Origin of the sequence: Enterobacter sp. 50793107 (assembly GCF_001463365.1) — a bacterium.
Classification (GTDB): Bacteria; Pseudomonadota; Gammaproteobacteria; order Enterobacterales; family Enterobacteriaceae; genus Enterobacter; species Enterobacter cloacae.
The window spans coordinates 92,298-118,232 of the sequence record NZ_LNII01000050.1 but is presented as its reverse complement, the minus strand read 5'-3'; the positions used below and the strand labels follow the sequence as shown (position 1 = coordinate 118,232).

General features: G+C 54.1%; 21 protein-coding genes. 13 read left to right on the top strand and 8 right to left on the bottom strand.

Annotation, left to right across the window (positions count from 1 at the left end; genetic code table 11):
• Window positions 1-27: 27 nt before the first annotated feature.
• The 8 genes from ileS to APU11_RS06740 all read left to right on the top strand — a co-directional run bounded on the left by ileS (window position 28) and on the right by APU11_RS06740 (window position 11,109).
• Window positions 28-2,844, top strand: a complete 2,817-nt coding sequence (gene ileS, locus APU11_RS06775; protein WP_058651117.1) for an isoleucine--tRNA ligase — start codon at window positions 28-30, stop codon at window positions 2,842-2,844.
• Window positions 2,844-3,344: a signal peptidase II gene (lspA, locus tag APU11_RS06770; RefSeq protein WP_013095527.1), complete on the top strand. Its 501-nt coding sequence runs from the start codon at window positions 2,844-2,846 to the stop codon at window positions 3,342-3,344. Before ileS ends, lspA begins: the two co-directional genes overlap by 1 nt.
• Window positions 3,345-3,461: 117 nt before the next feature.
• Window positions 3,462-3,911, top strand: coding sequence for an FKBP-type peptidyl-prolyl cis-trans isomerase (gene fkpB / locus APU11_RS06765; protein ID WP_013095528.1), 450 nt, complete (start codon window positions 3,462-3,464; stop codon window positions 3,909-3,911).
• A gap of 1 nt (window position 3,912) precedes the next feature.
• Window positions 3,913-4,863 carry a 4-hydroxy-3-methylbut-2-enyl diphosphate reductase gene (ispH, locus tag APU11_RS06760; protein ID WP_013095529.1) on the top strand — a complete coding sequence of 317 codons (951 nt, stop codon included), beginning with the start codon at window positions 3,913-3,915 and terminating at the stop codon, window positions 4,861-4,863.
• A gap of 205 nt (window positions 4,864-5,068) precedes the next feature.
• Entirely contained in the window at window positions 5,069-5,890 is an 822-nt protein-coding gene (gene dapB / locus APU11_RS06755; RefSeq protein WP_058651116.1) for a 4-hydroxy-tetrahydrodipicolinate reductase, read from the top strand.
• Window positions 5,891-6,344: 454 nt separating this feature from the next.
• On the top strand, window positions 6,345-7,493 hold the full coding sequence (carA, locus tag APU11_RS06750; RefSeq protein WP_023620045.1) for a glutamine-hydrolyzing carbamoyl-phosphate synthase small subunit: 1,149 nt from the start codon (window positions 6,345-6,347) through the stop codon (window positions 7,491-7,493).
• An 18-nt stretch (window positions 7,494-7,511) separates the two neighbouring features.
• Entirely contained in the window at window positions 7,512-10,736 is a 3,225-nt protein-coding gene (carB, locus tag APU11_RS06745; RefSeq protein ID WP_058651115.1) for a carbamoyl-phosphate synthase large subunit, read from the top strand.
• Window positions 10,737-10,875: 139 nt separating this feature from the next.
• On the top strand, window positions 10,876-11,109 hold the full coding sequence (locus APU11_RS06740) for a YgdI/YgdR family lipoprotein (protein ID WP_013095533.1): 234 nt from the start codon (window positions 10,876-10,878) through the stop codon (window positions 11,107-11,109).
• Window positions 11,110-11,157: 48 nt separating this feature from the next.
• On the opposite strand, the gene APU11_RS06735 is transcribed toward APU11_RS06740, so the two are convergent.
• Entirely contained in the window at window positions 11,158-13,557 is a 2,400-nt protein-coding gene (locus tag APU11_RS06735) for an autotransporter outer membrane beta-barrel domain-containing protein (protein WP_230963144.1), read from the bottom strand.
• A 67-nt stretch (window positions 13,558-13,624) separates the two neighbouring features.
• On the opposite strand from APU11_RS06735, the gene APU11_RS28775 reads away from it, so the two are divergent.
• The 4 genes from APU11_RS28775 to folA all read left to right on the top strand — a co-directional run bounded on the left by APU11_RS28775 (window position 13,625) and on the right by folA (window position 17,412).
• Window positions 13,625-14,065 carry a hypothetical protein gene (locus tag APU11_RS28775; protein WP_162185059.1) on the top strand — a complete coding sequence of 147 codons (441 nt, stop codon included), beginning with the start codon at window positions 13,625-13,627 and terminating at the stop codon, window positions 14,063-14,065.
• Between the two features lie 364 nt (window positions 14,066-14,429).
• Window positions 14,430-14,960, top strand: a complete 531-nt coding sequence (kefF, locus tag APU11_RS06730) for a glutathione-regulated potassium-efflux system oxidoreductase KefF (protein ID WP_023620041.1) — start codon at window positions 14,430-14,432, stop codon at window positions 14,958-14,960.
• Window positions 14,953-16,818: a glutathione-regulated potassium-efflux system protein KefC gene (kefC, locus tag APU11_RS06725; RefSeq protein ID WP_060578371.1), complete on the top strand. Its 1,866-nt coding sequence runs from the start codon at window positions 14,953-14,955 to the stop codon at window positions 16,816-16,818. Before kefF ends, kefC begins: the two co-directional genes overlap by 8 nt.
• A 114-nt stretch (window positions 16,819-16,932) precedes the next feature.
• Entirely contained in the window at window positions 16,933-17,412 is a 480-nt protein-coding gene (gene folA, locus APU11_RS06720) for a type 3 dihydrofolate reductase (protein ID WP_008502023.1), read from the top strand.
• Window positions 17,413-17,451: 39 nt separating this feature from the next.
• On the opposite strand, the gene apaH is transcribed toward folA, so the two are convergent.
• From apaH to lptD, 6 genes are read right to left on the bottom strand one after another with little or no spacing between them, the layout of a single operon-like run.
• Complete coding sequence (gene apaH / locus APU11_RS06715; protein WP_020688477.1) at window positions 17,452-18,300, bottom strand: bis(5'-nucleosyl)-tetraphosphatase (symmetrical) ApaH; 849 nt, start codon at window positions 18,298-18,300, stop codon at window positions 17,452-17,454.
• 4 nt (window positions 18,301-18,304) lie between these two features.
• Entirely contained in the window at window positions 18,305-18,682 is a 378-nt protein-coding gene (apaG, locus tag APU11_RS06710; protein ID WP_013095539.1) for a Co2+/Mg2+ efflux protein ApaG, read from the bottom strand.
• Window positions 18,683-18,685: 3 nt separating this feature from the next.
• Entirely contained in the window at window positions 18,686-19,507 is an 822-nt protein-coding gene (gene rsmA, locus APU11_RS06705; protein WP_013095540.1) for a 16S rRNA (adenine(1518)-N(6)/adenine(1519)-N(6))-dimethyltransferase RsmA, read from the bottom strand.
• Entirely contained in the window at window positions 19,504-20,490 is a 987-nt protein-coding gene (gene pdxA, locus APU11_RS06700; RefSeq protein ID WP_013095541.1) for a 4-hydroxythreonine-4-phosphate dehydrogenase PdxA, read from the bottom strand. Before pdxA ends, rsmA begins: the two co-directional genes overlap by 4 nt.
• Window positions 20,490-21,776 carry a peptidylprolyl isomerase SurA gene (gene surA, locus APU11_RS06695; protein WP_013095542.1) on the bottom strand — a complete coding sequence of 429 codons (1,287 nt, stop codon included), beginning with the start codon at window positions 21,774-21,776 and terminating at the stop codon, window positions 20,490-20,492. Before surA ends, pdxA begins: the two co-directional genes overlap by 1 nt.
• Window positions 21,777-21,829: 53 nt before the next feature.
• The gene (gene lptD / locus APU11_RS06690) at window positions 21,830-24,181 is read right to left on the bottom strand and encodes an LPS assembly protein LptD (RefSeq protein ID WP_029882686.1); all 2,352 of its coding nucleotides are present in this window, start codon (window positions 24,179-24,181) and stop codon (window positions 21,830-21,832) included.
• Between the two features lie 239 nt (window positions 24,182-24,420).
• Here lptD and djlA point away from each other — a divergent pair, with 239 nt between their 5' ends.
• Window positions 24,421-25,239 (top strand): co-chaperone DjlA, encoded by an 819-nt coding sequence (gene djlA, locus APU11_RS06685; RefSeq protein ID WP_058651112.1) that lies wholly within the window; start codon window positions 24,421-24,423, stop codon window positions 25,237-25,239.
• A gap of 30 nt (window positions 25,240-25,269) precedes the next feature.
• Here the strand turns inward: djlA and rluA are convergent, their stop codons facing one another.
• Window positions 25,270-25,929 (bottom strand): bifunctional tRNA pseudouridine(32) synthase/23S rRNA pseudouridine(746) synthase RluA, encoded by a 660-nt coding sequence (gene rluA / locus APU11_RS06680; protein WP_057071065.1) that lies wholly within the window; start codon window positions 25,927-25,929, stop codon window positions 25,270-25,272.
• Window positions 25,930-25,935: the final 6 nt, after the last annotated feature.

The window sequence follows — 25,935 nt, the reverse complement described above, 5'->3', positions numbered from 1 at the left end:
CGTGATAAATACGGAACCGAGAATCTGATGAGTGACTATAAATCAACCCTGAATTTGCCGGAAACAGGGTTCCCGATGCGCGGCGATCTCGCCAAGCGCGAACCGGGAATGCTGGCGCGTTGGACCGATGATGACCTGTACGGCATCATCCGTGCAGCCAAGAAAGGCAAAAAAACCTTCATTCTGCATGATGGCCCTCCATATGCGAATGGCAGCATTCATATTGGTCACTCTGTAAACAAGATTCTGAAAGACATTATCGTGAAGTCCAAAGGACTCGCGGGATATGACTCGCCTTACGTTCCGGGTTGGGACTGCCACGGTCTGCCGATTGAACTGAAAGTTGAGCAGGAATTTGGTAAGCCGGGTGAGAAATTCACTGCGGCGGAATTCCGTGCGAAATGCCGTGAATACGCGGCCACTCAGGTTGACGGCCAGCGTGCAGACTTTATTCGTCTGGGCGTGCTGGGCGACTGGTCGCATCCATACCTGACCATGGACTTCAAAACCGAAGCCAACATCATCCGTGCGCTGGGTAAAATCATCGGCAATGGCCACCTGCACAAAGGCGCGAAGCCGGTGCACTGGTGCGTGGACTGCCGTTCTGCGCTGGCAGAAGCAGAAGTTGAGTATTACGACAAAACCTCGCCTTCAATCGACGTGGCCTTCGAAGCGGTCGATCAGGATGCGATCAAAGGTAAATTCGGTCTGCCGGGCGTAAGCGGCCCGATCTCGCTGGTTATCTGGACCACCACCCCATGGACGCTGCCTGCTAACCGTGCAATCTCCCTCTCCGGTGAGTTCGAATATGCACTGGTTCAGATTGACGGTCAGGCGCTGATCCTGGCGAAAGATCTGGTGGAAAGCGTGCTGAAACGCGCGAACATCACCGACTACACTGTCCTGGGCACCGTGAAGGGCGACGCGCTGGAGCTGATGCGTTTCAAACACCCGTTCCTGGACTTCGACGTTCCGGCGATCCTGGGCGACCACGTGACGCTGGAAGCCGGTACCGGTGCAGTACATACCGCCGGTGGTCACGGTCCTGACGACTACAACATCAGCCTGAAATATGGTCTGGAAATCGCGAACCCGGTTGGTCCGGACGGATCATACCTGCCTGGTACGTATCCATCTCTGGACGGTATCAACGTCTTCAAAGCGAACGACATCATCGTGGAGATGCTGCGTGAGCGCGGCGCGCTGTTGCACGTTGAGAAAATGCAGCACAGCTACCCGTGCTGCTGGCGTCACAAGACGCCGATCATCTTCCGTGCGACCCCACAGTGGTTCGTTAGCATGGATCAGAAAGGCCTGCGCGAGCAGTCTCTGAAAGAGATCAAAGGCGTGCAGTGGATCCCGGACTGGGGCCAGGCGCGTATTGAATCCATGGTGGCTAACCGTCCTGACTGGTGTATCTCCCGTCAGCGCACCTGGGGCGTGCCGATGTCGCTGTTCGTGCATAAAGAGACGCACGAACTGCACCCGAATACGCTGGAACTGATGGAAGAAGTGGCGAAGCGTGTTGAAGTTGATGGCATTCAGGCGTGGTGGGATCTCGATGCCCGCGATATCCTGGGCGCTGACGCGGACAACTACGAGAAAGTGCCAGATACCCTGGACGTGTGGTTCGACTCCGGGTCTACTCACGCCTCCGTGGTTGACGTGCGCCCTGAGTTTGCCGGTCACGCGGCTGATATGTATCTGGAAGGTTCTGACCAACACCGTGGCTGGTTCATGTCATCTCTGATGATCTCCACCGCCATGAAAGGTAAAGCTCCTTACCGTCAGGTACTGACCCACGGTTTCACCGTTGATGGTCAGGGCCGTAAGATGTCCAAATCTATCGGTAATACCGTTTCTCCGCAGGACGTGATGAACAAACTGGGCGCAGACATTCTGCGTCTGTGGGTGGCATCTACCGACTATACCGGCGAAATGGCGGTATCAGATGAGATCCTGAAACGTGCTGCTGACAGCTATCGTCGTATCCGTAACACCGCGCGCTTCCTGCTGGCGAACCTGAATGGTTTCGATCCGGCAAAAGACATGGTGAAACCGGAAGATATGGTGGTGCTGGATCGCTGGGCGGTAGGCTGTGCGAAAGCGGCGCAGGAAGATATCGTTAAGGCATATGAGTCTTACGATTTCCATGAAGTGGTGCAGCGCCTGATGCGCTTCTGCTCCATCGAGATGGGCTCGTTCTACCTCGACATCATCAAAGATCGCCAGTACACCGCGAAAGCGGACAGCGTGGCGCGTCGTAGCTGCCAGACTGCGCTGTATCACATCGCAGAAGCACTGGTGCGCTGGATGGCGCCAATTATGTCCTTCACCGCGGATGAAATCTGGGGCTACCTGCCAGGTGAGCGTGAGAAGTATGTCTTTACCGGCGAGTGGTACGAAGGTCTGTTCGATCTCTCCAGTACCGAAGCGATGAACGATGCCTTCTGGGACGAGCTGCTGAAAGTGCGTGGCGAAGTGAACAAGGTCATCGAACAGGCGCGTGCTGACAAGAAAGTCGGTGGTTCTCTGGAAGCGGCAGTGACCCTGTACGCAGAACCTGAGCTGGCGGCCAAACTGACGGCGCTGGGCGATGAATTACGATTTGTCCTGTTGACCTCTGGTGCGAAAGTTGCGGATTATGCCGACGCTTCTGCTGATGCTCAGCAGAGCGAACTGCTTAAAGGACTGAAAGTCGCACTGAGCAAAGCCGAAGGTGAGAAGTGCCCGCGCTGCTGGCACTACACCACCGATGTCGGCCAGGTGGCGGAACACGCAGACATCTGCGGACGCTGTGTAAGCAACGTCGCCGGTGACGGCGAAAAACGTAAGTTTGCCTGATGAGTAAAACTCTCTGTTCAACAGGACTGCGCTGGCTGTGGCTGGTTGTGGTGGTGCTGATTATTGATCTGGGCAGCAAGTTCCTGATCCTCCAGAACTTTGCTCTGGGGGATACGGTTCCGCTGTTCCCGTCGCTTAATCTGCACTATGCGCGTAACTATGGCGCAGCGTTTAGCTTCCTTGCTGACAGCGGTGGCTGGCAGCGCTGGTTCTTTGCGGGTATTGCTATCGGTATCTGTGTGGTGCTGGCGGTGCTGATGTACCGTTCGAAAGCGACGCAAAAGCTGAATAACATCGCCTATGCGCTGATCATTGGCGGCGCGTTAGGTAACCTGTTCGATCGCCTGTGGCATGGCTTTGTGGTCGATATGATCGACTTCTACGTCGGCGACTGGCACTTTGCGACCTTTAACCTCGCCGATAGCGCAATTTGTATCGGTGCGGCGTTAATCGTGCTGGAAGGTTTCTTGCCGAAACCCGCCGCGAAAGAGCAGGCTTAATTGTAAATGCCGGGTGGCGCTGCGCTTACCCGGCCTACAGAATTTGTGGCCTCCCGTAGGCCCGGTAAGCGCAGCGCCACCGGGCAACAGGTGACCCAAAACAAGCGAGCAATTTGCATGTCTAAATCCGTACAAAGCAATAGCGCGGTTCTCGTTCACTTCACGCTGAAACTGGATGACGGCTCAACGGCCGAATCCACCCGCAATAACGGCAAACCAGCCCTGTTTCGTCTTGGCGATACGTCGTTATCTGAAGGTCTTGAGCAGCAGCTTCTGGGTCTGAAAGAGGGGGAGAAGAAGGCGTTTTCGCTGGAGCCGGATGCGGCGTTTGGCGTGCCAAGCCCGGATCTTATCCAGTACTTCTCTCGTCGTGAGTTTATGGATGCGGGCGAACCGGAAATCGGGGCGATTATGCTCTTTACCGCTATGGATGGCAGCGAAATGCCTGGCGTGATCCGCGAAATCAACGGCGACTCCATCACCGTAGATTTCAACCATCCGCTTGCCGGGCGCACCGTCCATTTTGATATTGAAGTGCTGGAGATCGATCCGGTACTGGAGGCCTGAAATGCAGATCCTGTTGGCTAACCCGCGCGGCTTCTGCGCCGGTGTAGACCGCGCTATCAGCATTGTTGAAAACGCGCTGGAGATTTACGGCGCGCCGATTTACGTGCGTCACGAAGTTGTACATAACCGTTACGTGGTCGACAGCCTGCGTGAACGCGGTGCAATCTTCATTGAGCAGATCAGCGAAGTGCCGGACGGCGCGATCCTGATTTTCTCCGCACACGGTGTCTCCCAGGCGGTACGTAACGAAGCGAAAAGCCGTGATTTGACGGTGTTCGACGCCACCTGTCCGTTGGTAACCAAAGTGCATATGGAAGTGGCGCGCGCCAGCCGTCGCGGTGAAGAGTCGATCCTGATTGGTCATGCGGGTCATCCGGAAGTCGAAGGCACTATGGGCCAGTACAGCAACCCGGAAGGGGGGATGTATCTGGTGGAGTCGCCGGAAGATGTCCTGACGCTGAACGTGAAAAACGAAGCCCGTCTGTCGTTCATGACGCAGACCACGCTTTCAGTTGATGATACGTCGGATGTGATTGACGCATTGCGCCAGCGTTTCCCGAAAATCGTCGGGCCGCGTAAAGATGATATCTGCTACGCAACCACTAACCGCCAGGAAGCGGTGCGTGCGCTGGCTGAACAGGCGGACGTGGTGCTGGTGGTCGGCTCGAAAAACTCCTCTAACTCCAACCGTCTGGCCGAACTGGCGCAGCGCATGGGCAAGGCGGCGTTTCTGATTGACGACGCGACGGACATTCAGGAAGCGTGGGTGAAAAACGCGGCCTGTGTCGGTGTCACCGCAGGGGCTTCCGCGCCGGATATCCTGGTGCAGAACGTGATCACCCGTCTGCAGGAGCTGGGTGGTGGTGAAGCCGTTCCGCTGGAAGGCCGCGAAGAAAACATCGTCTTCGAAGTTCCGAAAGAGCTGCGTATTGATGCACGCGAAGTGGAATAATCCTTCTTCTGAGTAAAGGCCAGCACCTCCTGTGCTGGCCTTTTTTTTATCTGCTACTTTATCGTGACGACAAAATCATGTCTTTTACTGATATTTGAGTCCGTTTCACGTTAAATTCTAATTATCGGTGTTTTCAGTTGGCAGGCCTGACAAAGGCTGGTTAATCTGAAAACGGTTTACATCATTTTAACGTAAGAGAATAACTATGCATGATGCACAGATCCGTGTCGCTATTGCGGGCGCGGGTGGACGTATGGGTCGCCAGCTCATTCAGGCGGCACTTCAGATGGATGGCGTAGCGCTGGGCGCAGCACTGGAGCGTGAAGGTTCATCGCTTGTTGGGGCCGATGCCGGTGAACTGGCAGGCGCGGGCAAGACGGGCGTTACCGTTCAGAGTAGCCTTGATGCGGTGAAAGATGATTTTGATGTATTTATCGATTTCACCCGGCCAGAAGGCACGCTGACCCATCTGGCATTTTGCCGTCAGCACGGCAAAGGCATGGTGATTGGCACCACCGGGTTTGATGAAGCCGGTAAACAAGCCATTCAGGATGCGTCCCGTGAGATTGCTATTGTCTTCGCTGCTAACTTTAGCGTGGGCGTCAACGTTATGCTTAAGCTGCTGGAGAAGGCCGCAAAAGTGATGGGCGATTATACCGACATTGAGATTGTCGAAGCTCACCACCGTTACAAAGTCGATGCTCCCTCCGGCACGGCGCTGGCAATGGGCGAAGCGATTGCGCATGCACTGGATAAAGATTTAAAAGACTGCGCGGTATATACCCGCGAAGGCCATACGGGCGAACGCGTCCCGGGAACGATTGGTTTCGCAACCGTGCGTGCGGGTGACATCGTCGGGGAACATACTGCGATGTTCGCCGATATTGGAGAACGTGTAGAGATCACGCATAAAGCATCCAGCCGCATGACATTTGCGAATGGTGCCGTTCGCTCCGCTTTGTGGCTGAAAGGTAAAGAAAATGGTCTTTTTGATATGCGTGATGTGCTCGATCTCAACAATTTGTAAGAGATATTACCCATCGTGATGTGGTTATTGCAGTCGTAACTTTTTGATTGCATAGGGCAATAATTTATTGCCCTTTTATTTTATCCATTCCATGTTCATTTTTGTCTTTTTTGGCTAAAAGTATATTTTATCTATCCATTTTGTGTTGCTGGTATGTAAATTTTGACTGTTTGGTCCACTTTTTATTATCTGCGCACCAGAAATTCCAATAAACTTGCCACGCAAGCGTTTTCTGTCGTGATTTACCTGATCTTTTTGCCGCTTAACATCTTTTCAGGCCGCCAGGCTTGCAAAAGGATAATTAAAATATCCGTTTTGAGTTGACTTTTACCTGGCAAATCTCCAGAATGCCGCCGTTTGCCAAAAATCCGCTGGCAACACATTTGCATTGATTTATGACATGGTTGTGAATTAATATGCAAATAAAGTGAGTGAATATTCTCTGGAGGGTGTTTTGATTAAGTCAGCGCTATTGGTTCTGGAAGACGGAACCCAGTTTATCGGTCGGGCCATAGGGGCAACGGGTTCGGCGGTTGGGGAAGTCGTTTTCAATACTTCAATGACCGGTTATCAAGAAATCCTCACTGATCCTTCCTATTCTCGCCAAATCGTTACTCTTACTTATCCTCATATCGGCAATGTCGGCACCAATGCTGCTGACGAAGAATCTTCTCAGGTACATGCGCAAGGCCTGGTCATTCGCGACCTGCCGCTGATTGCCAGCAACTTCCGCAATACCGAAGACCTCTCTTCCTATCTGAAGCGCCATAACATTGTGGCGATTGCCGATATCGATACCCGTAAGTTAACGCGTCTGCTGCGCGAGAAGGGTGCACAGAACGGCTGCATCATCGCAGGGGACAACCTCGATGCGGCGCTGGCGCTGGAAAAAGCGAAAGCCTTCCCGGGCCTGAATGGCATGGACCTGGCGAAAGAAGTGACGACCACTGAAGCATACAGCTGGACGCAAGGTAGCTGGACGCTTTCAGATGACCTGCCGGAAGCGAAAAAAGAGAGCGAGCTGCCGTTCCACGTGGTCGCCTACGATTTCGGCGCCAAGCGCAATATCCTGCGCATGCTGGTTGATCGCGGCTGCCGTCTGACGGTGGTGCCGGCGAAAACCTCTGCCGAAGACGTACTGAAGATGAACCCGGATGGCATCTTCCTCTCTAACGGACCTGGCGACCCGGCACCGTGCGATTACGCTATCGATGCCATCAAGTCCTTCCTCGAAACCGATATTCCGGTATTCGGCATCTGCCTCGGCCATCAGCTGCTGGCGCTGGCGAGCGGGGCGAACACCATTAAGATGAAGTTCGGTCACCACGGTGGTAACCACCCGGTGAAAGACATTGACAACAACACGGTGATGATTACGGCACAGAACCACGGCTTCGCAGTAGACGAAGCGTCAATGCCGGCTAATCTGCGCGTGACGCACAAATCCCTGTTCGATGGCACCCTGCAGGGTATCCATCGTACCGATAAGCCAGCGTTCAGCTTCCAGGGACACCCGGAAGCCAGCCCGGGGCCGCACGATGCCGCACCGCTGTTCGATCACTTCATCGAACTTATCGAGCAATACCGTAAGACTGCTAAATAATCAGGAGCCGAGAAGACCATGCCAAAACGTACAGACATAAAAAGCATCCTGATCCTTGGCGCTGGCCCGATTGTTATCGGTCAGGCCTGTGAATTTGACTACTCCGGTGCACAGGCGTGTAAGGCCCTGCGCGAAGAGGGTTACCGCGTTATCCTGGTGAACTCTAACCCGGCGACCATCATGACCGACCCGGAAATGGCGGATGCAACCTACATCGAGCCAATTCACTGGGAAGTGGTACGTAAAATCATCGAGAAAGAGCGTCCGGATGCGGTTCTGCCGACCATGGGTGGCCAGACTGCGCTGAACTGTGCGCTGGAGCTGGAGCGTCAGGGCGTGCTGGAAGAGTTCGGCGTGACCATGATTGGTGCGACCGCCGACGCGATTGATAAAGCAGAAGACCGTCGTCGCTTCGACGTGGCGATGAAAAAAATCGGCCTCGACACCGCGCGTTCCGGTATCGCTCACAACATGGAAGAGGCGCTGGCCGTTGCGGCTGAAGTGGGTTATCCGTGCATCATCCGTCCTTCCTTCACCATGGGCGGCACCGGCGGCGGTATCGCCTACAACCGCGAAGAGTTTGAAGAGATTTGCGAGCGCGGCCTGGATCTCTCCCCAACCAAAGAGCTGCTGATTGATGAATCGCTGATTGGCTGGAAAGAGTACGAGATGGAAGTGGTGCGTGATAAAAACGACAACTGCATCATCGTCTGCTCCATCGAAAACTTCGATGCGATGGGTATCCACACCGGCGACTCCATTACCGTTGCGCCAGCGCAAACGCTGACCGACAAAGAGTACCAAATCATGCGTAACGCATCGATGGCGGTACTGCGTGAAATCGGCGTCGAAACCGGTGGTTCTAACGTGCAGTTCTCGATGAACCCGAAAACCGGCCGTCTGATTGTTATCGAAATGAACCCGCGCGTGTCCCGCTCCTCCGCGCTGGCTTCTAAAGCGACCGGCTTCCCGATTGCGAAGGTGGCGGCGAAACTGGCGGTCGGTTACACCCTTGACGAGCTGATGAACGATATCACCGGGGGCCGCACGCCTGCGTCCTTCGAACCGTCTATCGACTACGTTGTGACCAAAATTCCACGCTTCAACTTCGAGAAATTCGCTGGCGCGAACGACCGTCTGACCACCCAGATGAAATCTGTGGGTGAAGTGATGGCGATTGGCCGCACGCAGCAGGAATCCCTGCAGAAAGCGCTGCGCGGCCTCGAAGTGGGCGCGACCGGCTTCGATCCTAAAGTGAGCCTGGACGACCCGGAAGCACTGACCAAAATCCGCCGCGAGCTGAAAGACGCGGGCGCAGAGCGTATCTGGTATATCGCCGACGCCTTCCGCGCAGGCTTGTCCGTGGACGGCGTGTTCAACCTGACCAACATCGACCGCTGGTTCCTGGTGCAAATTGAAGAGCTGGTGCGTCTGGAAGAGAAAGTGGCGGAGCTGGGCATCAATGGCCTGGATGCTGACTTCCTGCGCATGCTGAAACGCAAAGGCTTTGCCGACGCGCGTCTGGCAAAACTGGCCGGCGTGCGTGAAGCGGAAATCCGCAAGCTGCGCGACCAGTATGACCTGCACCCGGTCTACAAGCGTGTTGATACCTGTGCGGCAGAGTTCGCGACCGATACGGCTTACATGTACTCCACGTATGAAGACGAGTGTGAAGCGAATCCGTCTGTTGACCGCGACAAAATCATGGTACTGGGCGGTGGCCCAAACCGTATCGGCCAGGGCATCGAGTTTGACTACTGCTGCGTACACGCCTCTCTGGCGCTGCGCGAAGACGGTTACGAGACCATCATGGTCAACTGTAACCCGGAAACGGTCTCTACCGACTATGACACCTCTGACCGTCTCTACTTCGAACCGGTAACTCTGGAAGACGTGCTGGAAATCGTGCGCATCGAGAAGCCAAAAGGCGTGATCGTGCAGTACGGCGGCCAGACGCCGCTGAAACTGGCGCGCGCGCTCGAAGCCGCAGGTGTGCCGGTTATCGGTACCAGCCCGGATGCCATTGACCGTGCAGAAGACCGCGAGCGTTTCCAGCAGGCGGTTGACCGTCTGAAGCTGAAACAGCCGGCAAACGCCACCGTGACTGCGATTGAACAAGCGGTTGAGAAGGCGAAAGAGATTGGCTACCCGCTGGTGGTGCGTCCTTCTTACGTGCTGGGCGGCCGCGCGATGGAAATCGTCTACGACGAAGCTGACCTGCGTCGTTACTTCCAGACGGCAGTTAGCGTGTCCAACGATGCGCCGGTGCTGCTGGATCGCTTCCTCGACGATGCGGTTGAAGTGGATGTGGATGCTATCTGCGACGGCGAAATGGTGCTGATTGGCGGCATCATGGAGCACATCGAGCAGGCGGGCGTGCACTCAGGCGACTCCGCCTGTTCTCTGCCAGCGTACACCCTGAGCCAGGAAATTCAGGACGTGATGCGTCAGCAGGTGCAGAAACTGGCCTTCGAACTGCAGGTTCGCGGCCTGATGAACGTCCAGTTCGCCGTGAAAGACAACGAAGTCTACCTGATTGAAGTGAACCCGCGTGCGGCACGTACCGTACCGTTCGTCTCTAAAGCGACCGGTATTCCGCTGGCAAAAGTGGCGGCGCGCGTGATGGCCGGCCAGACGCTGGCTCAGCAGGGCGTCACAAAAGAGATTATCCCGCCGTACTACTCGGTGAAAGAGGTGGTGCTGCCGTTCAACAAATTCCCGGGCGTTGACCCGCTGTTAGGGCCAGAGATGCGCTCTACCGGGGAAGTGATGGGCGTGGGCCGCACCTTTGCAGAAGCGTTTGCTAAAGCGCAACTGGGTAGCAACTCCACCATGAAGAAATCTGGCCGTGCGCTGCTCTCTGTTCGCGAAGGTGATAAAGAGCGCGTGGTTGACCTTGCTGCCAAGCTACTGAAACAGGGCTTCGAGCTGGATGCAACCCACGGTACGGCGATTGTGCTGGGTGAAGCGGGAATCAACCCGCGCCTGGTGAACAAGGTGCATGAAGGTCGTCCGCACATTCAGGATCGCATTAAGAATGGCGAATACACCTATATCATCAACACCACTGCGGGCCGCCAGGCGATTGAAGACTCCAAGCTGATTCGCCGCAGCGCGCTGCAGTACAAAGTGCATTACGACACCACCCTGAACGGCGGTTTCGCAACAGCCATGGCGCTGAACGCGGATGCCACCGAGAAGGTGATTTCGGTCCAGGAAATGCACGCCCAGATTAACAAGTAAGACAAATTGCCCGGTACCGTTCGGTTACCGGGCATTCTTCCCCTCTTCAGAACCTTCTGGTTTTCCATCCGCATTCAGTCAGTTAGCCTAAAATGGTTAGGTCGATAATGAAATTCAACTGAGAGCAGGGGAAAACACCATGCAAAATAAACTACTGATCGCTTCCGTTCTGGCTGCCACTGCAATGTTCACCGTAGCGGGGTGTTCGTCTAATCAGGCGGTAAAAACCACCGATGGCCGCACCATCATTACGGACGGCAAACCGCAGGTGGATGACGATACCGGTCTGGTGTCGTATAAAAACGCGGAAACGGGTCAAACCGAGCAGATTAACCGTGACCAGGTTAAATCCATGGGTGAACTGGATAATTAAAAAAAGCAGTGGCATCCGCCACTGCTTTTTTTGCTTGATGCGGATGGATTACCAGCGGTGGTTTAACAAAATATGACCGCCGTAAGCGGCATAGTTGTTTTCACCCCATTCGCCGCTGGCGCGAAGTGAAATTGTCGTGGTCTCGTTAAGATTGCCGGTAATACCCAGCTCTACCTGACCACGATCCTCCGGCGTATCATTACTTACGGTTTCGTCGTTGAAGGCCAGATCGTTTTGACCTGCACCCTTCAGCCAGTTCACCGCAACGTATGGCTGCCAGGCCGTGACGTCCTTTTGCTGGAAATAGCTGGATTTCACACCCAGACGACCGAAGACGCTGTCGTTATCCAGAGTCGTCACCCGGACGCCATCGCGGTCCGTATGATTTTCCTGATCAAGATAGCTGTAGATCACCTGCGCCTGAGGCTCGATCTTCCAGGTACGTTCGTTTTCAGATGGGATAACCCACGCATGGCCGACTTCAACAGATGCGGCAAAACCTTCGCTGTTGTAATCCTCATCGTTGCGGTTGCTGGTCACTTTGTTGTTGTACCAGCTGTAGGCGGCCCAGGTATCAATATAGCTTCCCAGGCGTAATTTCTGATCTTCCTGCCAGGTGGCGTAGAGCCCAACGTTGAAGCCATCGACTTTACCCTGTGCGTCACGCACGTTGTGTTTCGCATCTGAGTGGGTCTTCGCCTGGCCTGCACCGAACATGCCACCGGCACGCAGGATACCGCTGTCCATTGGCTTGCTGAGGAAATCGCTGCCGACTTGCAGAACGGTGGTCGTGGTGTCGTAGCTGACTTTATCGCCGCCTGCATCATTTTCATGGTAACGACCTTTTACATACATCCAGGTATTCAGATCGTCTTCGTTACGGAAAGTGAGCTGATCGCGATCGTCACGTTTGTGCAGGAACATACTCTGAGCAGCCAGATAGTTACCTAAATACGCGCCCACTTCAGGTGCCATCACTTCTGGTGCTGGGGTATTGCCGCCGCCGTTATCGCTATTATCACCACCGTCGCCGTTATCATTGCCGCCGCTGTTGCCGCCATCGTCGGTATTGCTGCCATTGTCACTGTTACCGCCATCGTCGGTATTGCCACCGTTGTCGGTATTATCACCGTCATCGGTATCATCTGTTGGATCGACAGGTGGTGTGGCCTTCGATTCCAGGTACCAGTTCCCGTCACTATGCTGGTAAAGAGAGTATTCGTATGCGCCTGCCACAACCGGCTTGGCCAGCGTCAGCTGTGCTTCAGAGCTGCCGGCGACGCTGACAATCTCCATGCCGTTCACAGTCTGTGCGCCAAGACCACCCATGTTGCTGACGGTCACGCCGGACTGGCCGAAACTGCTGCCGGCTATTGTGAGATGATCGGTAGGCGCCGTGTCAGTACCCAGCTCGCTGTTTAACACAATCTGGCTACCTTCTGCGCCGGTATAGTCACCATTAATGGTAAAGTCATTACCCACGCCGTGGTCGGCTGCACTGAGCAAAAGCGTGCCGCTATTGGTCACGTTGCCGTTAATGGTATCAATGCCGGCGTCTCTGAGGGTTGCATTACCCTCAATTGCATTCCACGCTGCCAGCGTACCGCCGCTGAGAATAGTGATGTTGTTGTAGACGGTTCCTGCGGTGGCAAACTTTGCCCCGTTCTGCACGGTGAGAGTGGCATTGCTGTTTTCAACACCTAACGTTGCGCCTGCCGCTACCAGCGTTGTGCCGTTTCGCAGGGTCGTATCGCCGGTATAGCTGTTGTTGCCGGTCAGCGTCAGCGTATTCGCATCAACTTTCTCTACGTTTCCGCTGCCGGTCATGTCGGTAGAAAACGTGAAATTGCCTCCCTGGTTAAAAATAACCGTACCATTGTTGGTTAGGCCACCGCTGAGACTTGCCATACCTTCGCCATTGCCCAGCTGGAGCGTAGCTTCATTCGCCACCAGCGTATTGCCAGCATTGGAAACGGTACCCGCCAGGGTCAGGTTGCCGCTATTCACCTGCAGTGAATCACCGGCGCCAATGATGTCGACGTTACCCGTCAGCGTCCAGTCTTCACCGTTCATTTTGACAGAGGCGAAACCATCGCCTTCGTTCAGTCCGATAAAATTGCTGTCTTCTGTACCGGTGCCTACCAGGGTCAGGGTGTTACCTTTCGAGACTGTCGAAATAACGTCACCTGATAATGATGAGCCAGTATTAAGCACCAGGGTGTTATTTTTATCGCTGGCAAAAAATACTGCCGCATTTCCACCCCCGAGCGAACCGCTATTCGTAATATCAACTTTAGCGTTACCTGAGACATAAATACCGTTCTGCGTGCCTTCAATAACACCACTATTTAAGACTTTTGTATTGCCACTACTTAAAGCAATACCATCACCGTCAATACCCGTGATTTTGCCATCATTGTTGATGCCTAACCCTGTCTCGGCGCTCAAACCCGTTTTGCCTTTAATCAATCCTGATTCGGTATTAGTGATATTGATAGCAGATGATGACTCACTAATGAAAATACCTTTTTCAGCACCCGTTATATTTCCACTATTATTGAAGTCACCCAGTAAAGACTCCACATTTACTGCGTTTGCGCTGGTAGAAGAAATTGTTGCACCGACTTCATTTTCAACAACAACACGCTGGGCGCCGGTGTTAATATCAAGACCGTTGGCCGCTCCAGATATATTACCTTTATTTGTTACTGATGTGACATCAATACCTGATACGGATACGGCTGCTTTATTGCTTGAGGAAGAAATCGTTACATCTTTATTGATAACATATTCGGTATCAGCGGAAAAATCTTGTGGGACGGAAGTAGACTGTTCAATAATTCCTGCTGAGGTTATTGCTGGTGTGAATGCCAATATGGCGGGGAACAGTCTTCCGAGCATTCTGGTTGTTCTGTTAAGTTCAATGCGTATATTACTCATGCACACATCCATTTGAATGAAAAGTTCGTGAAATATTCAGGTTAATAATTGCGTATACATTTCTGAAGAGCGGTTATCGCAAAACCATCTAAAATTATTATTTTTTCAATAGGTTATGTATACTTTGTTTTATTAAAAAGTCGTTTTAAGAATGCTTAATATTTCAGTGTGGTAAATGTAAAATTGGTTAGATATTTCTGGCGACTATGGATTCCTGTTTGTTCAAAGACGCACATATATGAACAACATTGATGGTTAAAGAAGCAGTTACGCTACTTGCGATTTGCCGACACCAGGCAATGGGAGACTTTCAGTGAGCGAGTTAAATGTCTACACTCACTGCTACCAGAGAGAACGGAACCGTAAAGACAGGCTAACTGATGATTCTGATAATTTATGCGCATCCCTATCCGCATCACTCCCATGCGAATAAGCGCATGCTTGAACAGGTAAGGACACTTGACAACGTAGAGATACGTTCCCTCTATCAACTTTATCCTGATTTTAACATCGACATCGCCGCCGAACAGGAGGCGCTCACTCGCGCCGATCTGATTATCTGGCAACACCCGATGCAGTGGTACAGCACACCTCCGCTCCTCAAATTGTGGATCGACAAAGTCTTTTCCCACGGCTGGGCGTATGGTCACAACGGGCATGCGCTGAAGGGAAAAAGCCTGATGTGGGCTGTGACCACCGGTGGAGGAGAAAGCCACTTCGATATTGGCTCTTTCCCGGGTTTTGAGGTGCTGGCACAACCGCTTCAGGCGACAGCACTCTACTGTGGTCTTACCTGGCTTCCTCCTTTTGCTATGCACTGCACATTTGTTTGTGACGATGAGACGTTGCAGGCGCAGGCTCGTCATTATAAACAACGCTTACTTGAGTGGCAGGAGACGCACAATGGATAGCCATACGCTGATACAGGCGCTGATTTACCTTGGCGCGGCGGCGCTGATTGTGCCCGTGGCGGTTCGCCTGGGGTTGGGCTCTGTGCTGGGCTACCTGATCGCCGGGTGTGTTATCGGACCCTGGGGATTCCGCCTGGTCACCGACGCGGAGGCGATCCTGCATTTCGCCGAAATTGGTGTCGTGCTGATGCTGTTTGTCATTGGTCTGGAACTTGACCCGCAGCGGTTGTGGAAGCTGCGCGTTTCAGTATTTGGCGGCGGGGCGCTACAAATGGCAGCCTGTGGTCTGCTGTTGGGCGGCTTCTGTATTCTGCTGGGAATGGACTGGAAAGTGGCAGAGCTTATTGGCATGACGCTGGCACTCTCTTCGACGGCGATTGCCATGCAGGCAATGAACGAGCGAAACCTGACCGTTTCACAGATGGGACGCAGTGCGTTTTCGGTTCTGCTGTTTCAGGATATCGCGGCGATTCCGCTGGTGGCGATGATCCCGCTGCTGGCCGCAAGTGGGGCCTCCACCACGCTCGGCGCTTTTGCCCTCTCTGCATTAAAGGTGGTCGGTGCGCTGGCACTGGTTGTCCTGCTTGGCCGGTATGTAACACGTCCGCTGCTTCGATTTGTCGCCCGCTCGGGGTTGCGGGAAGTGTTCAGTGCCGTGGCGCTGTTCCTGGTGTTTGGTTTTGGTCTGCTGCTGGAGGAAGCCGGGCTGTCGATGGCGATGGGAGCCTTCCTCGCGGGCGTTCTGCTGGCCAGCTCAGAGTACCGACACGCGCTTGAAAGTGATATCGAGCCATTTAAAGGACTGCTGCTGGGGCTGTTTTTCATCGGGGTCGGGATGTCTATCGACTTTGGCACGCTGGTCACGCATCCACTGCGGATCCTCATCCTGCTGGTCGGTTTCCTGGTCATCAAAATGGTGATGCTGTGGCTGATCGCCCGTCCGCTGAACGTGCCTGGTAGACAGCGTCGCTGGTTCGCCGTGCTGCTCGGACAAGGAAGCGAATTCGCGTTTGTGGTCTTCGGCGCGGCGCAAATGGCCAATGTGCTCGATCCCGAGTGGGCGAAAGCGCTGACGCTGGCGGTCGCGCTGTCGATGGCGGCAACGCCGATCCTGCTGGTGCTGCTGACGCGTCTGGAAAAAACCGGCAGCGAACAGGAACGCGAAGCCGATGAGATCGACGAGGAACAGCCGCGGGTCATCATCGCCGGATTCGGTCGCTTTGGGCAGATCACCGGTCGTTTACTGCTCTCAAGCGGGGTAAAAATGGTCATCCTCGATCACGATCCGGACCATGTGGATACCCTGCGTAAGTTCGATATGAAAGTCTTTTACGGCGATGCAACGCGTGTCGATCTGCTGGAATCAGCCGGGGCAGCGAAAGCGGAAGTCCTCATCAACGCGATTGACGATCCCCAGACCAGTATGCAGCTGGTTGAGCTGGTGAAGGAGCATTTCCCGAACCTGACCATTATCTCCCGCGCGCGCGATGTGGATCATTATATCCAGCTGCGACAGGCGGGGGTGGACGCACCCGAGCGTGAAACCTTCGAAGGGGCGCTTAAGTCTGGCCGCATGGCGCTGGAAAGTCTGGGCCTGGGCGCGTATGAAGCGCGCGAGCGTGCGGATCTGTTCCGTCGCTTCAATACCGATATGGTGGAAGAGATGGTGGCGATGGCGGGCAGTACGGCCACAGAGCGTGCGGCGGTGTTTAAACGCACCAGTGCGATGCTGACAGAGATCATTAACGAGGATCGTAATCATCTGTCGCTGGTGCAGCGTCATGGCTGGCAGGGAACGGAGGAGGGCAAGCATACCGGCGATCCGGCGGACGAACCGGAGAGTAAACCTTCCCCGTGAAGTGGAGTTGCCAGCAATATTAAAAAATTTCTCGCTCTTTACCATGCCGCCAGTCGACGAAAGATTAAGCTTTCCGTATAGTGGCGGCAATTTTTTGCATCCGGGAAATTTTCAATGATCAGTCTGATTGCAGCGCTGGCGGTGGACCGTGTTATCGGTATGGAAAATGCCATGCCGTGGAACCTGCCTGCCGATCTCGCATGGTTTAAACGTACGACGTTAAACAAGCCGGTAGTGATGGGCCGCCTGACCTGGGAGTCGATTGGTCGCCCATTGCCGGGCCGTAAGAATATCGTGATCAGTAGCCAGCCAGGCACTGACGATCGCGTCGAATGGGTGAAATCCGTGGACGAGGCGATTGCCGCGTGCGGTAACGCCGAAGAGATCATGGTGATTGGTGGTGGGCGTGTATATGAGCAGTTCCTGCCAAAAGCGCAAAAGCTCTATCTGACGCATATTGATGCGGAAGTGGAAGGCGATACCCATTTCCCGGACTACGATCCGGACGAGTGGGAATCGGTATTCAGCGAATTTCACGACGCGGATGCGCAGAACTCACACAGCTACTGCTTCGAGATTCTGGAACGTCGCTAGTTGATAGACCCTCTCCCGGCCGGGAGAGGGAATTCACTCTCAGGAGGCGACTGCCTCGCCTTCCCCCAGGTCCAGCTGTCGGTTGGACGGCTGCACGAAGTATGTTTTATCTTCCCAGCGTAAGCAGGTTAAATCCCCGCCCCAGCAACAACCGGTATCAAGACCGTAGATCCCGTCTGGCGTGCCTTTCCCTTCTAGCGCGGCCCAGTGGCCAAACACCACGCTGTACTCACTGGTGACCGGTCCGGGAATCGCAAACCACGGTTTAAGTGGTGCAGGTGCGCTTTCCGGCGTCTCTTTTGAGTACATATCCAGTTGCCCGTTCGGGAAGCAGAAACGCATCCGTGTGAACGCGTTCGTGATAAAACGCAGACGCGCCAGACCGCTCAGATCTTCACTCCAGTGATTTGGCATGTCGCCGTACATGGCATCAAGGAAGAAGGGATAGGAATCGCTCGCCAGCACGGCTTCTACGTCACGCGCGCAGGTTTTGGCCGTCTCAAGATCCCACTGTGGGGTGATCCCGGCGTGTGCCATGACCAGTTTTTTCTCTTCATCGATCTGCAACAGGGGCTGACGACGCAGCCAGTTGATCAGTTCGTCGGCGTCTGGCGCCTCCAGCAGCGGGGTGAGGCGATCTTTCGGCTTATTGCGGCTGATGCCGGCAAAGACGGCGAGCAGATGCAAATCATGGTTGCCCAGCACCATGCGAACGCTGTCGCCCAGCGATTTTACGAAGCGTAAAACCTCCAGGGAGCCTGGCCCACGCGCCACTAAATCGCCCGTCAGCCAGAGAATATCCCGTCCTGGCGTAAAGTCGACCTGTTTTAATAATGCGATCAGTTCATCGTAGCAACCGTGAACGTCGCCAATCAGATATGTAGACATTAGATTAATGAATGAGTGTTGTAACGGCGAGACGGAACACAGGAATAGCAACGCGGAACACATTGCCATCGACGTCGACCATTTCATAATGGCCTTGCATGGTACCCAGCGGTGTTTCAATTACTGCACCGCTGGTGTACTGATACTCTTCGCCAGGGGCGATGTGGGGCTGTTCACCAACCACACCTTCACCCTGAACTTCGATTTCACGGCCATTGCCGTTAGTGATAAGCCAGTAACGCCCGAGCAGTTGCACAGGCATCCGCCCCAGGTTGCGAATGGTCACGGTGTAGGCGAAAACAAAACGTTCTTCATCGGGTGAGGACTGCGACTCAACGTAAACGCTTTGTACCTGGACACAGACGCGGGGCGAATCAATCATGGCTTAACTCTCCTTCGGCGGCGCATTTTCGCTAATGTAATTAGCCAGTTTACAGTACTGCTCAACAGAGATGTTTTCTGCTCGCATTGCCGGGTCAATGCCTAGCTCGGCCAGCACGTCAACGGTGAACAGATTGCCGAGGCTATTACGGATCGTTTTACGGCGCTGGTTAAAGGCTTCTGTGGTGATGCGGCTCAGTACGCGCAGGTCTTTGACCGGGTATGGCATCGTTTTATGCGGCACAAGGCGCACAACCGCAGAGTCGACTTTTGGCGGCGGCGTGAAGGCAGACGGCGGCACTTCGAGTACCGGGATCACATTGCAGAAATATTGTGCCATCACGCTTAAACGACCATACGCTTTACTGTTCGGCCCTGCAACCAGACGGTTTACCACCTCTTTTTGCAACATGAAGTGCATGTCAGCAATGGCATCAGTATAGCTAAAGAGATGGAACATCAGCGGCGTGGAGATGTTATAGGGCAGGTTACCGAATACGCGCAGCGGCTGACCCATTTTTTCCGACAGCTCGCCAAAATTCATGGTCATGGCATCTTGCTGATAAATCGTCAGCTTCGGCCCAAGGAACGGGTGCGTTTGCAGACGAGCAGCGAGATCGCGGTCGAGTTCGATAACGGTCAGTTCGTCCAGACGTTCGCCGACGGGTTCAGTCAGTGCTGCCAGACCGGGGCCGATTTCAACCATCGCCTGGCCTTTTTGCGGATTAATGGCCGAAACAATACTGTCGATCACGAACTGATCGTTGAGGAAGTTTTGCCCGAAGCGTTTACGGGCTAAGTGGCCCTGATGGACTCGATTAGTCATTGAGTATTAACAATCATTTTGATGGCGAGATTAAGCGCCGTAATAAAACTGCCGACATCCGCTTTTCCCTGGCCTGCCAGATCCAGCGCAGTACCGTGGTCAACGGACGTTCGAATAAAAGGTAAACCGAGGGTGATATTCACACCGCGGCCAAAGCCCTGGTATTTTAGCACGGGCAGGCCCTGATCGTGGTACATCGCGAGCACGGCATCGGCATTATCCAGGTATTTGGGCTGGAAAAGGGTATCGGCAGGCAATGGCCCGCTCAGGTTCATCCCTTTCGCCCGCATTTCATTCAGCACCGGAATGATGGTGTCGATCTCTTCAGTCCCCATATGCCCGCCTTCCCCGGCGTGTGGGTTCAGGCCACAGACCAGAACGTGCGGCTGTTTAATGCCGAATTTGGTCTGCAGATCGTGATGCAGTATCCCGATGATCTCCCGCAGCAGTTCAGGGGTGATGGCGTCAGGAATGGCCTTAATCGGCAGATGGGTTGTTACCAGAGCCACCCGCATCGCTTCCGTCGCCAGCATCATCACCACTTTCGGGCTGTGCGATCGCTCTTCAAAAAACTCGGTATGTCCGGTGAACGGAATACCGGCTTCGTTAATCACCCCTTTGTGCACGGGGCCTGTAATCAGGGCAGCAAATTCACCCTTTATGCAACCATCGCAGGCGCGCGCCAGGGTTTCGACAACATAGTGGCCGTTTTCAGTGCTGAGCTGACCCGGAATAACAGGAGTACGAAGAGGGACGGGAAGAAGCGTGAGCGTTCCGGCTTGCTGCGGTGCAGGCTGCTGGCCTTCAACGTAGGGGATAAGCGTTAAAGGCAGACCGAGCAGTGAAGCCCGGTCTTGTAACAGTGTTGCATCAGCACAGACGACCAGTTCCACCGGCCAGCTACGTTGGGCAAGCTGGACCACGAGGTCAGGCCCAATCCCGGCGGGTTCGCCGGGGGTGATCACAACACGATGCTGTTTCATTAGTTGCTCAGAACTTTCACGTAAGCGCTGGCGCGTTGTTCCTGCATCCAGGTTGCCGCTTCTTCAGAGAACTTACGGTTGAACAGCATACGATAGGCTCTGTCTTTCTGCGCTGCGTCGGTTTTATCAACGTTGCGGGTATCCAGCAGTTCGATCAGATGCCAGCCAAAGGAGGAGTGTACCGGCGCACTCATCTGGCCTTTGTTCAGCTTCATCAGCGCATCGCGGAATGCCGGATCGTAGATATCCGCAGCCGCCCAGCCCAGGTCGCCGCCCTGGTTAGCAGAGCCAGGATCCTGAGAGAACTCTTTTGCGGCATTCGCAAACGACGTTTTTCCGCTCTTAATGTCTGCAGCAATCTGTTGCAGCTTCGCACGCGCCTGATCGTCCGTCATGATCGGTGACGGTTTCAGCAGAATGTGGCGAGCATGAACTTCGGTGACGGAAATGTTCTGGCTCTGACCACGCAGGTCGTTGACTTTCAGGATGTGGAAGCCAACACCTGAACGGATTGGACCCACGATGTCGCCTTTCTTCGCCGTGCTCAGCGCCTGGGCAAAGATGGATGGCAGTTCCTGAATACGTCCCCAGCCCATCTGGCCGCCTTTCAGCGCCTGTTGGTCTGCAGAGTAGGTAATGGCCAGCTTGCCAAAGTCACTGCCGTTACGTGCCTGCTCAACGATAGCGCGCGCCTGGCTTTCCGCTTCTGCGGCCTGGTCAGACGTTGGGTTCTCAGGCAGCGGGATCAGAATGTGGCTCAGGTTCAGCTCGGTGCTGGCATCGTTCTGGTTGCCCACCTGTTTTGCCAGCGCGTCGACTTCCTGCGGCAGGATGGTGACGCGGCGACGAACTTCATTGTTACGCACTTCTGAGATCAGCATCTCTTTACGGATCTGATTACGGTAGGTTGAATAGCTGATGCCATCATAGGCCAGACGACTACGCATCTGATCCAGGGTCATATTGTTCTGCTTAGCGATGTTAGCGATCGCCTGATCGAGCTGCTCGTCAGTGATCTTCACGCCCATTTTCTGACCCATTTGCAGGACAATCTGATCCATGATCAGACGTTCCAGGATCTGATGGCGCAGCGTTGCGTCATCCGGAAGTTGCTGACCCGCCTGGCCCGAATTGAGCTTCACAGATTTCATCAAACCGTCAACGTCACTTTCGAGCACGACACCGTTGTTAACCACAGCGGCGACCTTATCAACAACCTGGGGGGCCGCGAAGCTGGTATTCGCAACCATAGCGACACCGAGCAGCAGCGTTTTCCAGTTCTTCATACTTTTTCCATTTCAATTAACCGCAAAGCGGATTACGTTGCAAAACAAGCACATTACAAGGAACTGCGGTACGGCAGAATGTTCGAGCGCAGCATCTGCTGCGTGCCCAGGCCGTAGTTGGAGCTCAGGCCGCGCAATTCGACATTAAAGCCAATCACGTTATCGTATTTGCTCTGATTGTTTTGAGTATCCCAGCCGTTAAGCTTGCGTTCGTAGCCGACACGCAGCGCATAACAGCAGGAGTTATATTGCAGACCAACCATCTGGTCAGCAGGCTTGTTGGCGTTAGTGTCAAAGTAGTATGCGCCCACAATTGACCAGCGGTCAGCGATTGGCCAACTGGCTGCACCACCCACCTGCGAAATCCCGTCTTTATACTGTTCACTGGTGGCATAGTTCGGCAATGTTGCCTGAATATATTCCGGGCTGGCGTAACGATAGGTCAACTGCACCATACGATCTTCATCGCGACGGTACTCGACGGCTGCACTGCTGGTCGCAATATTGTCGAGACGCGTGTCGTACTGCAGACCCCCGCGTAAGCCCCAGCGATCGGTCATGCGCCAGTAGGTATCGCCCGCCCACACCAGCGAACCTGTTTTGTTGTCTTTCTCCCAGTTGATATTGTCATCACCGGTACGAGACTCGGTGAAATAGTAGATTTGACCAACAGAAACGTTAAAACGTTCAACGGCAGATTCATCATAAACGCGCGTTGTGACGCCGGTCGTTAACTGGTTCGCGGAAGCAATACGGTCGAGACCGCCATAGGTACGGTCACGGAACAGGCCGCTGTAGTCAGACTGCAGGAAAGCGGAATCATAGTTTTGGATTTTGCTCTGATCGCGATAAGGCACGTACAAATACTGCATACGTGGCTCAAGCGTCTGGGTATATCCATCCGCCAGCAGACCCATATCGCGCTCGAAGATCAGCTTACCGTCCATTTTAAATTGCGGAAGAACGCGGTTCACGGATTCGTCAAGGTCGGTGCCATAGCGGTTGTTATACCAGTCCACATTTTTCTGCTGATAATGGGTCGCCATCAGCTTGGCTTCGGTATTCAGACTCGACCAGTTGTTCGACAGCGGTAAATTGATCGTTGGTTCTAAATGAACACGCGTGGCTTCCGGCATGTCCGAGTTGGTATTGACGAAATGCACTGCCTGAGCGTAGACGCGGGTATCGAATGGACCAACATCGTTCTGATACCAGTTCACATCCAGCTGCGGCTCTGCACCGTAAGTGCTTCGCGTCTGGCTATCAAACACCTGGAACTGCTTCGTCGACACCGTAGCGTTGAAGTTCTGAATAGCATAGCCAACGCTAAATTTCTGCGTGGCGTAACCATCGGTACTGGAACCGTACTTGGAATCGAAGTCGTTGAAATAGTAAGGATCGCTGACTTTGGTGTAGTCGACGTTAAAACGCCAGACCTGGTCCATGACGCCAGCGTGACGCCAGAAGTACATCCAACGGTGTTTATCACCTTCTGTTGGGTGCTCATCCTGGAAGACCTTATCTGATGGCAGATAATCCAGTTCCATCAAACCGGTACCCGCCTGGGTCAGATAGCGGAACTCGTTTTCCCACATGACGTTGCCGCGCTTATGGATATAGTGCGGCGTGATCGTGGCGTCCATGTTGGGCGCGATGTTCCAGTAATACGGCAGATAGAACTCAAAATAGTTCGAGGTGCTGTATTTGGCATTTGGGATCAGGAAGCCTGAACGACGTTTGTCGCCCACGGGAAGTTGCAGGTACGGGCTATAGAAAACCGGCACCGGGCCGAGTTTAAACCGGGCGTTCCAGATTTCTGCGACCTGTTCTTCACGGTCGTGAATTACCTCACTTCCAACCACGCTCCAGGTATTCGAACCCGGCAGACAGGAGGTGAAGGAACCGTTTTCCAGAATCGTATAGCGGTTTTCACCGCGCTGTTTCATCAGATCTGCTTTACCACGCCCCTGACGACCTACCATCTGGTAATCACCTTCCCAGACGTTAGTATCTTTAGTGTTCAGGTTTGACCATGCTTTCGGACCTTTCAGGATGACCTGATTGTCGTCATAGTGCACATTACCCAGCGCATCCACCGTTCGTACCGGTTCGGCCGCACCTTCCGGCTGCTTCTGGTGCAACTGCACTTCATCTGCCTGCAGGCGGCTATTGCCCTGATTAATATCCACACTGCCCGTAAACGTGGCATTGTCAGGATAAGTTCCTTTTGAACTGTCGGCAGTAATGGTTACCGGCAAGCTATTTGTATCGCCACTCACCAGTGGGCGATTATAACTTGGGACGCCAAGCATACACTGCGAGGCAAGATCGGCCGCCAGCCCCTGTTGACTGTACAGGGCGGTGCCAATCATTGTGGCCAGGAGGGTGGGGATACGTTTTTTCATACGTTATATTTTAGTGTTCCGTCATCAGTGGCTACGGCTTACAAACGCTCAGAGACTATCTTACTCATCAGCGCAGTACCAGCGTTAATCCTGCCCGTTTGCGTGCCAGAGTGTTAGGCTCGCTATCGAATGACGAGTATGATAATGCAAATTATAGGCGATGTCCCTCAATTGACCGTGGCTCGACCACTGTAATGATGGCGTTGCGTCGACAAGGGACATGACTATCCGGGGAGTATATGCAGTATTGGGGTAAAATCATCGGCGTTGCGTTCGCCATCATCATGGGTGCCGGGTTTTGGGGCATCGTACTTGGCCTGATTATTGGCCATATGTTCGATAAGGCACGCAGCCGCAAAATGGCGTGGTTCGCCAACCAGCGCGAGCGTCAGTCCCTCTTTTTCTCCACCACCTTTGAGGTGATGGGGCACTTAACCAAATCAAAAGGGCGGGTGACGGAAGCCGATATCCAGATTGCCAGCGTATTTATGGACCGCATGAATCTGCACGGGGAATCTCGTGTGGCGGCGCAAAATGCATTTCGCATCGGTAAATCGGATAACTATCCGCTGCGCGAAAAAATGCGTCAGTTCCGCAGTATCTGTTTCGGCCGTTTTGATTTAATTCGGATGTTTCTGGAGATCCAGATTCAGGCGGCGTTTGCCGACGGGTCTCTTCATCCGAATGAACGCGATGTGTTATACGTGATTGCCGAAGAGCTGGGGATCTCCCGCATGCAGTTCGACCAGTTCCTGCGCATGATGCAGGGCGGCGCACACTTTAGTGGCGGCTATCAACAGCATCAATCCTCTGGCGGCGGCTGGCAGCAGGCGCAGCGAGGCCCGACGCTGGAAGACGCCTGTAACGTGCTTGGCGTGAAACCTTCGGATGATGCGACAACCATCAAGCGCGCCTATCGTAAGCTGATGAGTGAACATCACCCGGATAAACTGGTCGCGAAGGGCTTACCACCAGAGATGATGGAGATGGCGAAGCAAAAAGCGCAGGAAATCCAGAAAGCGTACGAACTGATAAAAGAGCAGAAAAATTTCAAATAAAAAATGGCCCGACACAGTCGGGCCATTTTTTTAGAAGTCCACCGGGGCTTTAAACGTCATTGCGTTGCCAAACGCCGGGTGGGTGATGGTGAGCGTCTGGGCATGAAGCTGCAGACGCGGCGCTGAAGCCAGCGCCTCCGGGGGGGCGTAAAAACGGTCTCCCAGAATCGGGTGCCCCAGCGCGAGCATATGCACACGCAGCTGATGTGAACGCCCGGTAATGGGCTTAAGCAGCACGCGCGCGGTGTTATCCGACGCGTACTCCAGCACTTCATACTCGGTTTGCGCGGCCTTGCCCGTCTCATAGCATACCTTCTGCTTTGGTCGATTTGGCCAGTCGCAAATCAGCGGCAGATCCACCAGCCCTTCCGCCTGCGCGGGATGGCCCCAGACGCGTGCGACATACTGCTTTTTCGGTTCACGCTCGCGGAACTGGCGTTTGAGTTCACGTTCAGCCGCTTTGTTCAGCGCCACCACAATCACGCCGCTGGTTGCCATGTCCAGGCGATGAACGGACTCCGCCTGGGGATAATCACGCTGAATACGTGTCATCACGCTGTCTTTGTGCTCATCCAGACGCCCCGGCACGGACAACAGGCCGCTTGGCTTGTTGACCACCATAATGTGCTCATCCTGATAAAGGATAACCAGCCACGGGTCTTGCGGCGGATTGTAAGGCTCCATCACCATCTTGTG

What these genes read in the sequence shown, in the direction of transcription:
- pdxA (WP_013095541.1), bottom strand. Translation starts at nt 20,490, where the DNA reads ATGAAACAGCATCGTGTTGTGATCACCCCCGGCGAACCCGCCGGGATT.
- kefC (WP_060578371.1), top strand. Translation starts at nt 14,953, where the DNA reads ATGGATAGCCATACGCTGATACAGGCGCTGATTTACCTTGGCGCGGCG.
- fkpB (WP_013095528.1), top strand. Translation starts at nt 3,462, where the DNA reads ATGTCTAAATCCGTACAAAGCAATAGCGCGGTTCTCGTTCACTTCACG.
- APU11_RS06740 (WP_013095533.1), top strand. Translation starts at nt 10,876, where the DNA reads ATGCAAAATAAACTACTGATCGCTTCCGTTCTGGCTGCCACTGCAATG.
- surA (WP_013095542.1), bottom strand. Translation starts at nt 21,776, where the DNA reads ATGAAGAACTGGAAAACGCTGCTGCTCGGTGTCGCTATGGTTGCGAAT.
- ispH (WP_013095529.1), top strand. Translation starts at nt 3,913, where the DNA reads ATGCAGATCCTGTTGGCTAACCCGCGCGGCTTCTGCGCCGGTGTAGAC.
- rsmA (WP_013095540.1), bottom strand. Translation starts at nt 19,507, where the DNA reads ATGACTAATCGAGTCCATCAGGGCCACTTAGCCCGTAAACGCTTCGGG.
- APU11_RS28775 (WP_162185059.1), top strand. Translation starts at nt 13,625, where the DNA reads ATGAAAATACCTTTTTCAGCACCCGTTATATTTCCACTATTATTGAAG.
- kefF (WP_023620041.1), top strand. Translation starts at nt 14,430, where the DNA reads ATGATTCTGATAATTTATGCGCATCCCTATCCGCATCACTCCCATGCG.
- dapB (WP_058651116.1), top strand. Translation starts at nt 5,069, where the DNA reads ATGCATGATGCACAGATCCGTGTCGCTATTGCGGGCGCGGGTGGACGT.
- apaH (WP_020688477.1), bottom strand. Translation starts at nt 18,300, where the DNA reads ATGTCTACATATCTGATTGGCGACGTTCACGGTTGCTACGATGAACTG.
- lptD (WP_029882686.1), bottom strand. Translation starts at nt 24,181, where the DNA reads ATGAAAAAACGTATCCCCACCCTCCTGGCCACAATGATTGGCACCGCC.
- folA (WP_008502023.1), top strand. Translation starts at nt 16,933, where the DNA reads ATGATCAGTCTGATTGCAGCGCTGGCGGTGGACCGTGTTATCGGTATG.
- carB (WP_058651115.1), top strand. Translation starts at nt 7,512, where the DNA reads ATGCCAAAACGTACAGACATAAAAAGCATCCTGATCCTTGGCGCTGGC.
- ileS (WP_058651117.1), top strand. Translation starts at nt 28, where the DNA reads ATGAGTGACTATAAATCAACCCTGAATTTGCCGGAAACAGGGTTCCCG.
- apaG (WP_013095539.1), bottom strand. Translation starts at nt 18,682, where the DNA reads ATGATTGATTCGCCCCGCGTCTGTGTCCAGGTACAAAGCGTTTACGTT.
- rluA (WP_057071065.1), bottom strand. Translation starts at nt 25,929, where the DNA reads ATGGTGATGGAGCCTTACAATCCGCCGCAAGACCCGTGGCTGGTTATC.
- lspA (WP_013095527.1), top strand. Translation starts at nt 2,844, where the DNA reads ATGAGTAAAACTCTCTGTTCAACAGGACTGCGCTGGCTGTGGCTGGTT.
- djlA (WP_058651112.1), top strand. Translation starts at nt 24,421, where the DNA reads ATGCAGTATTGGGGTAAAATCATCGGCGTTGCGTTCGCCATCATCATG.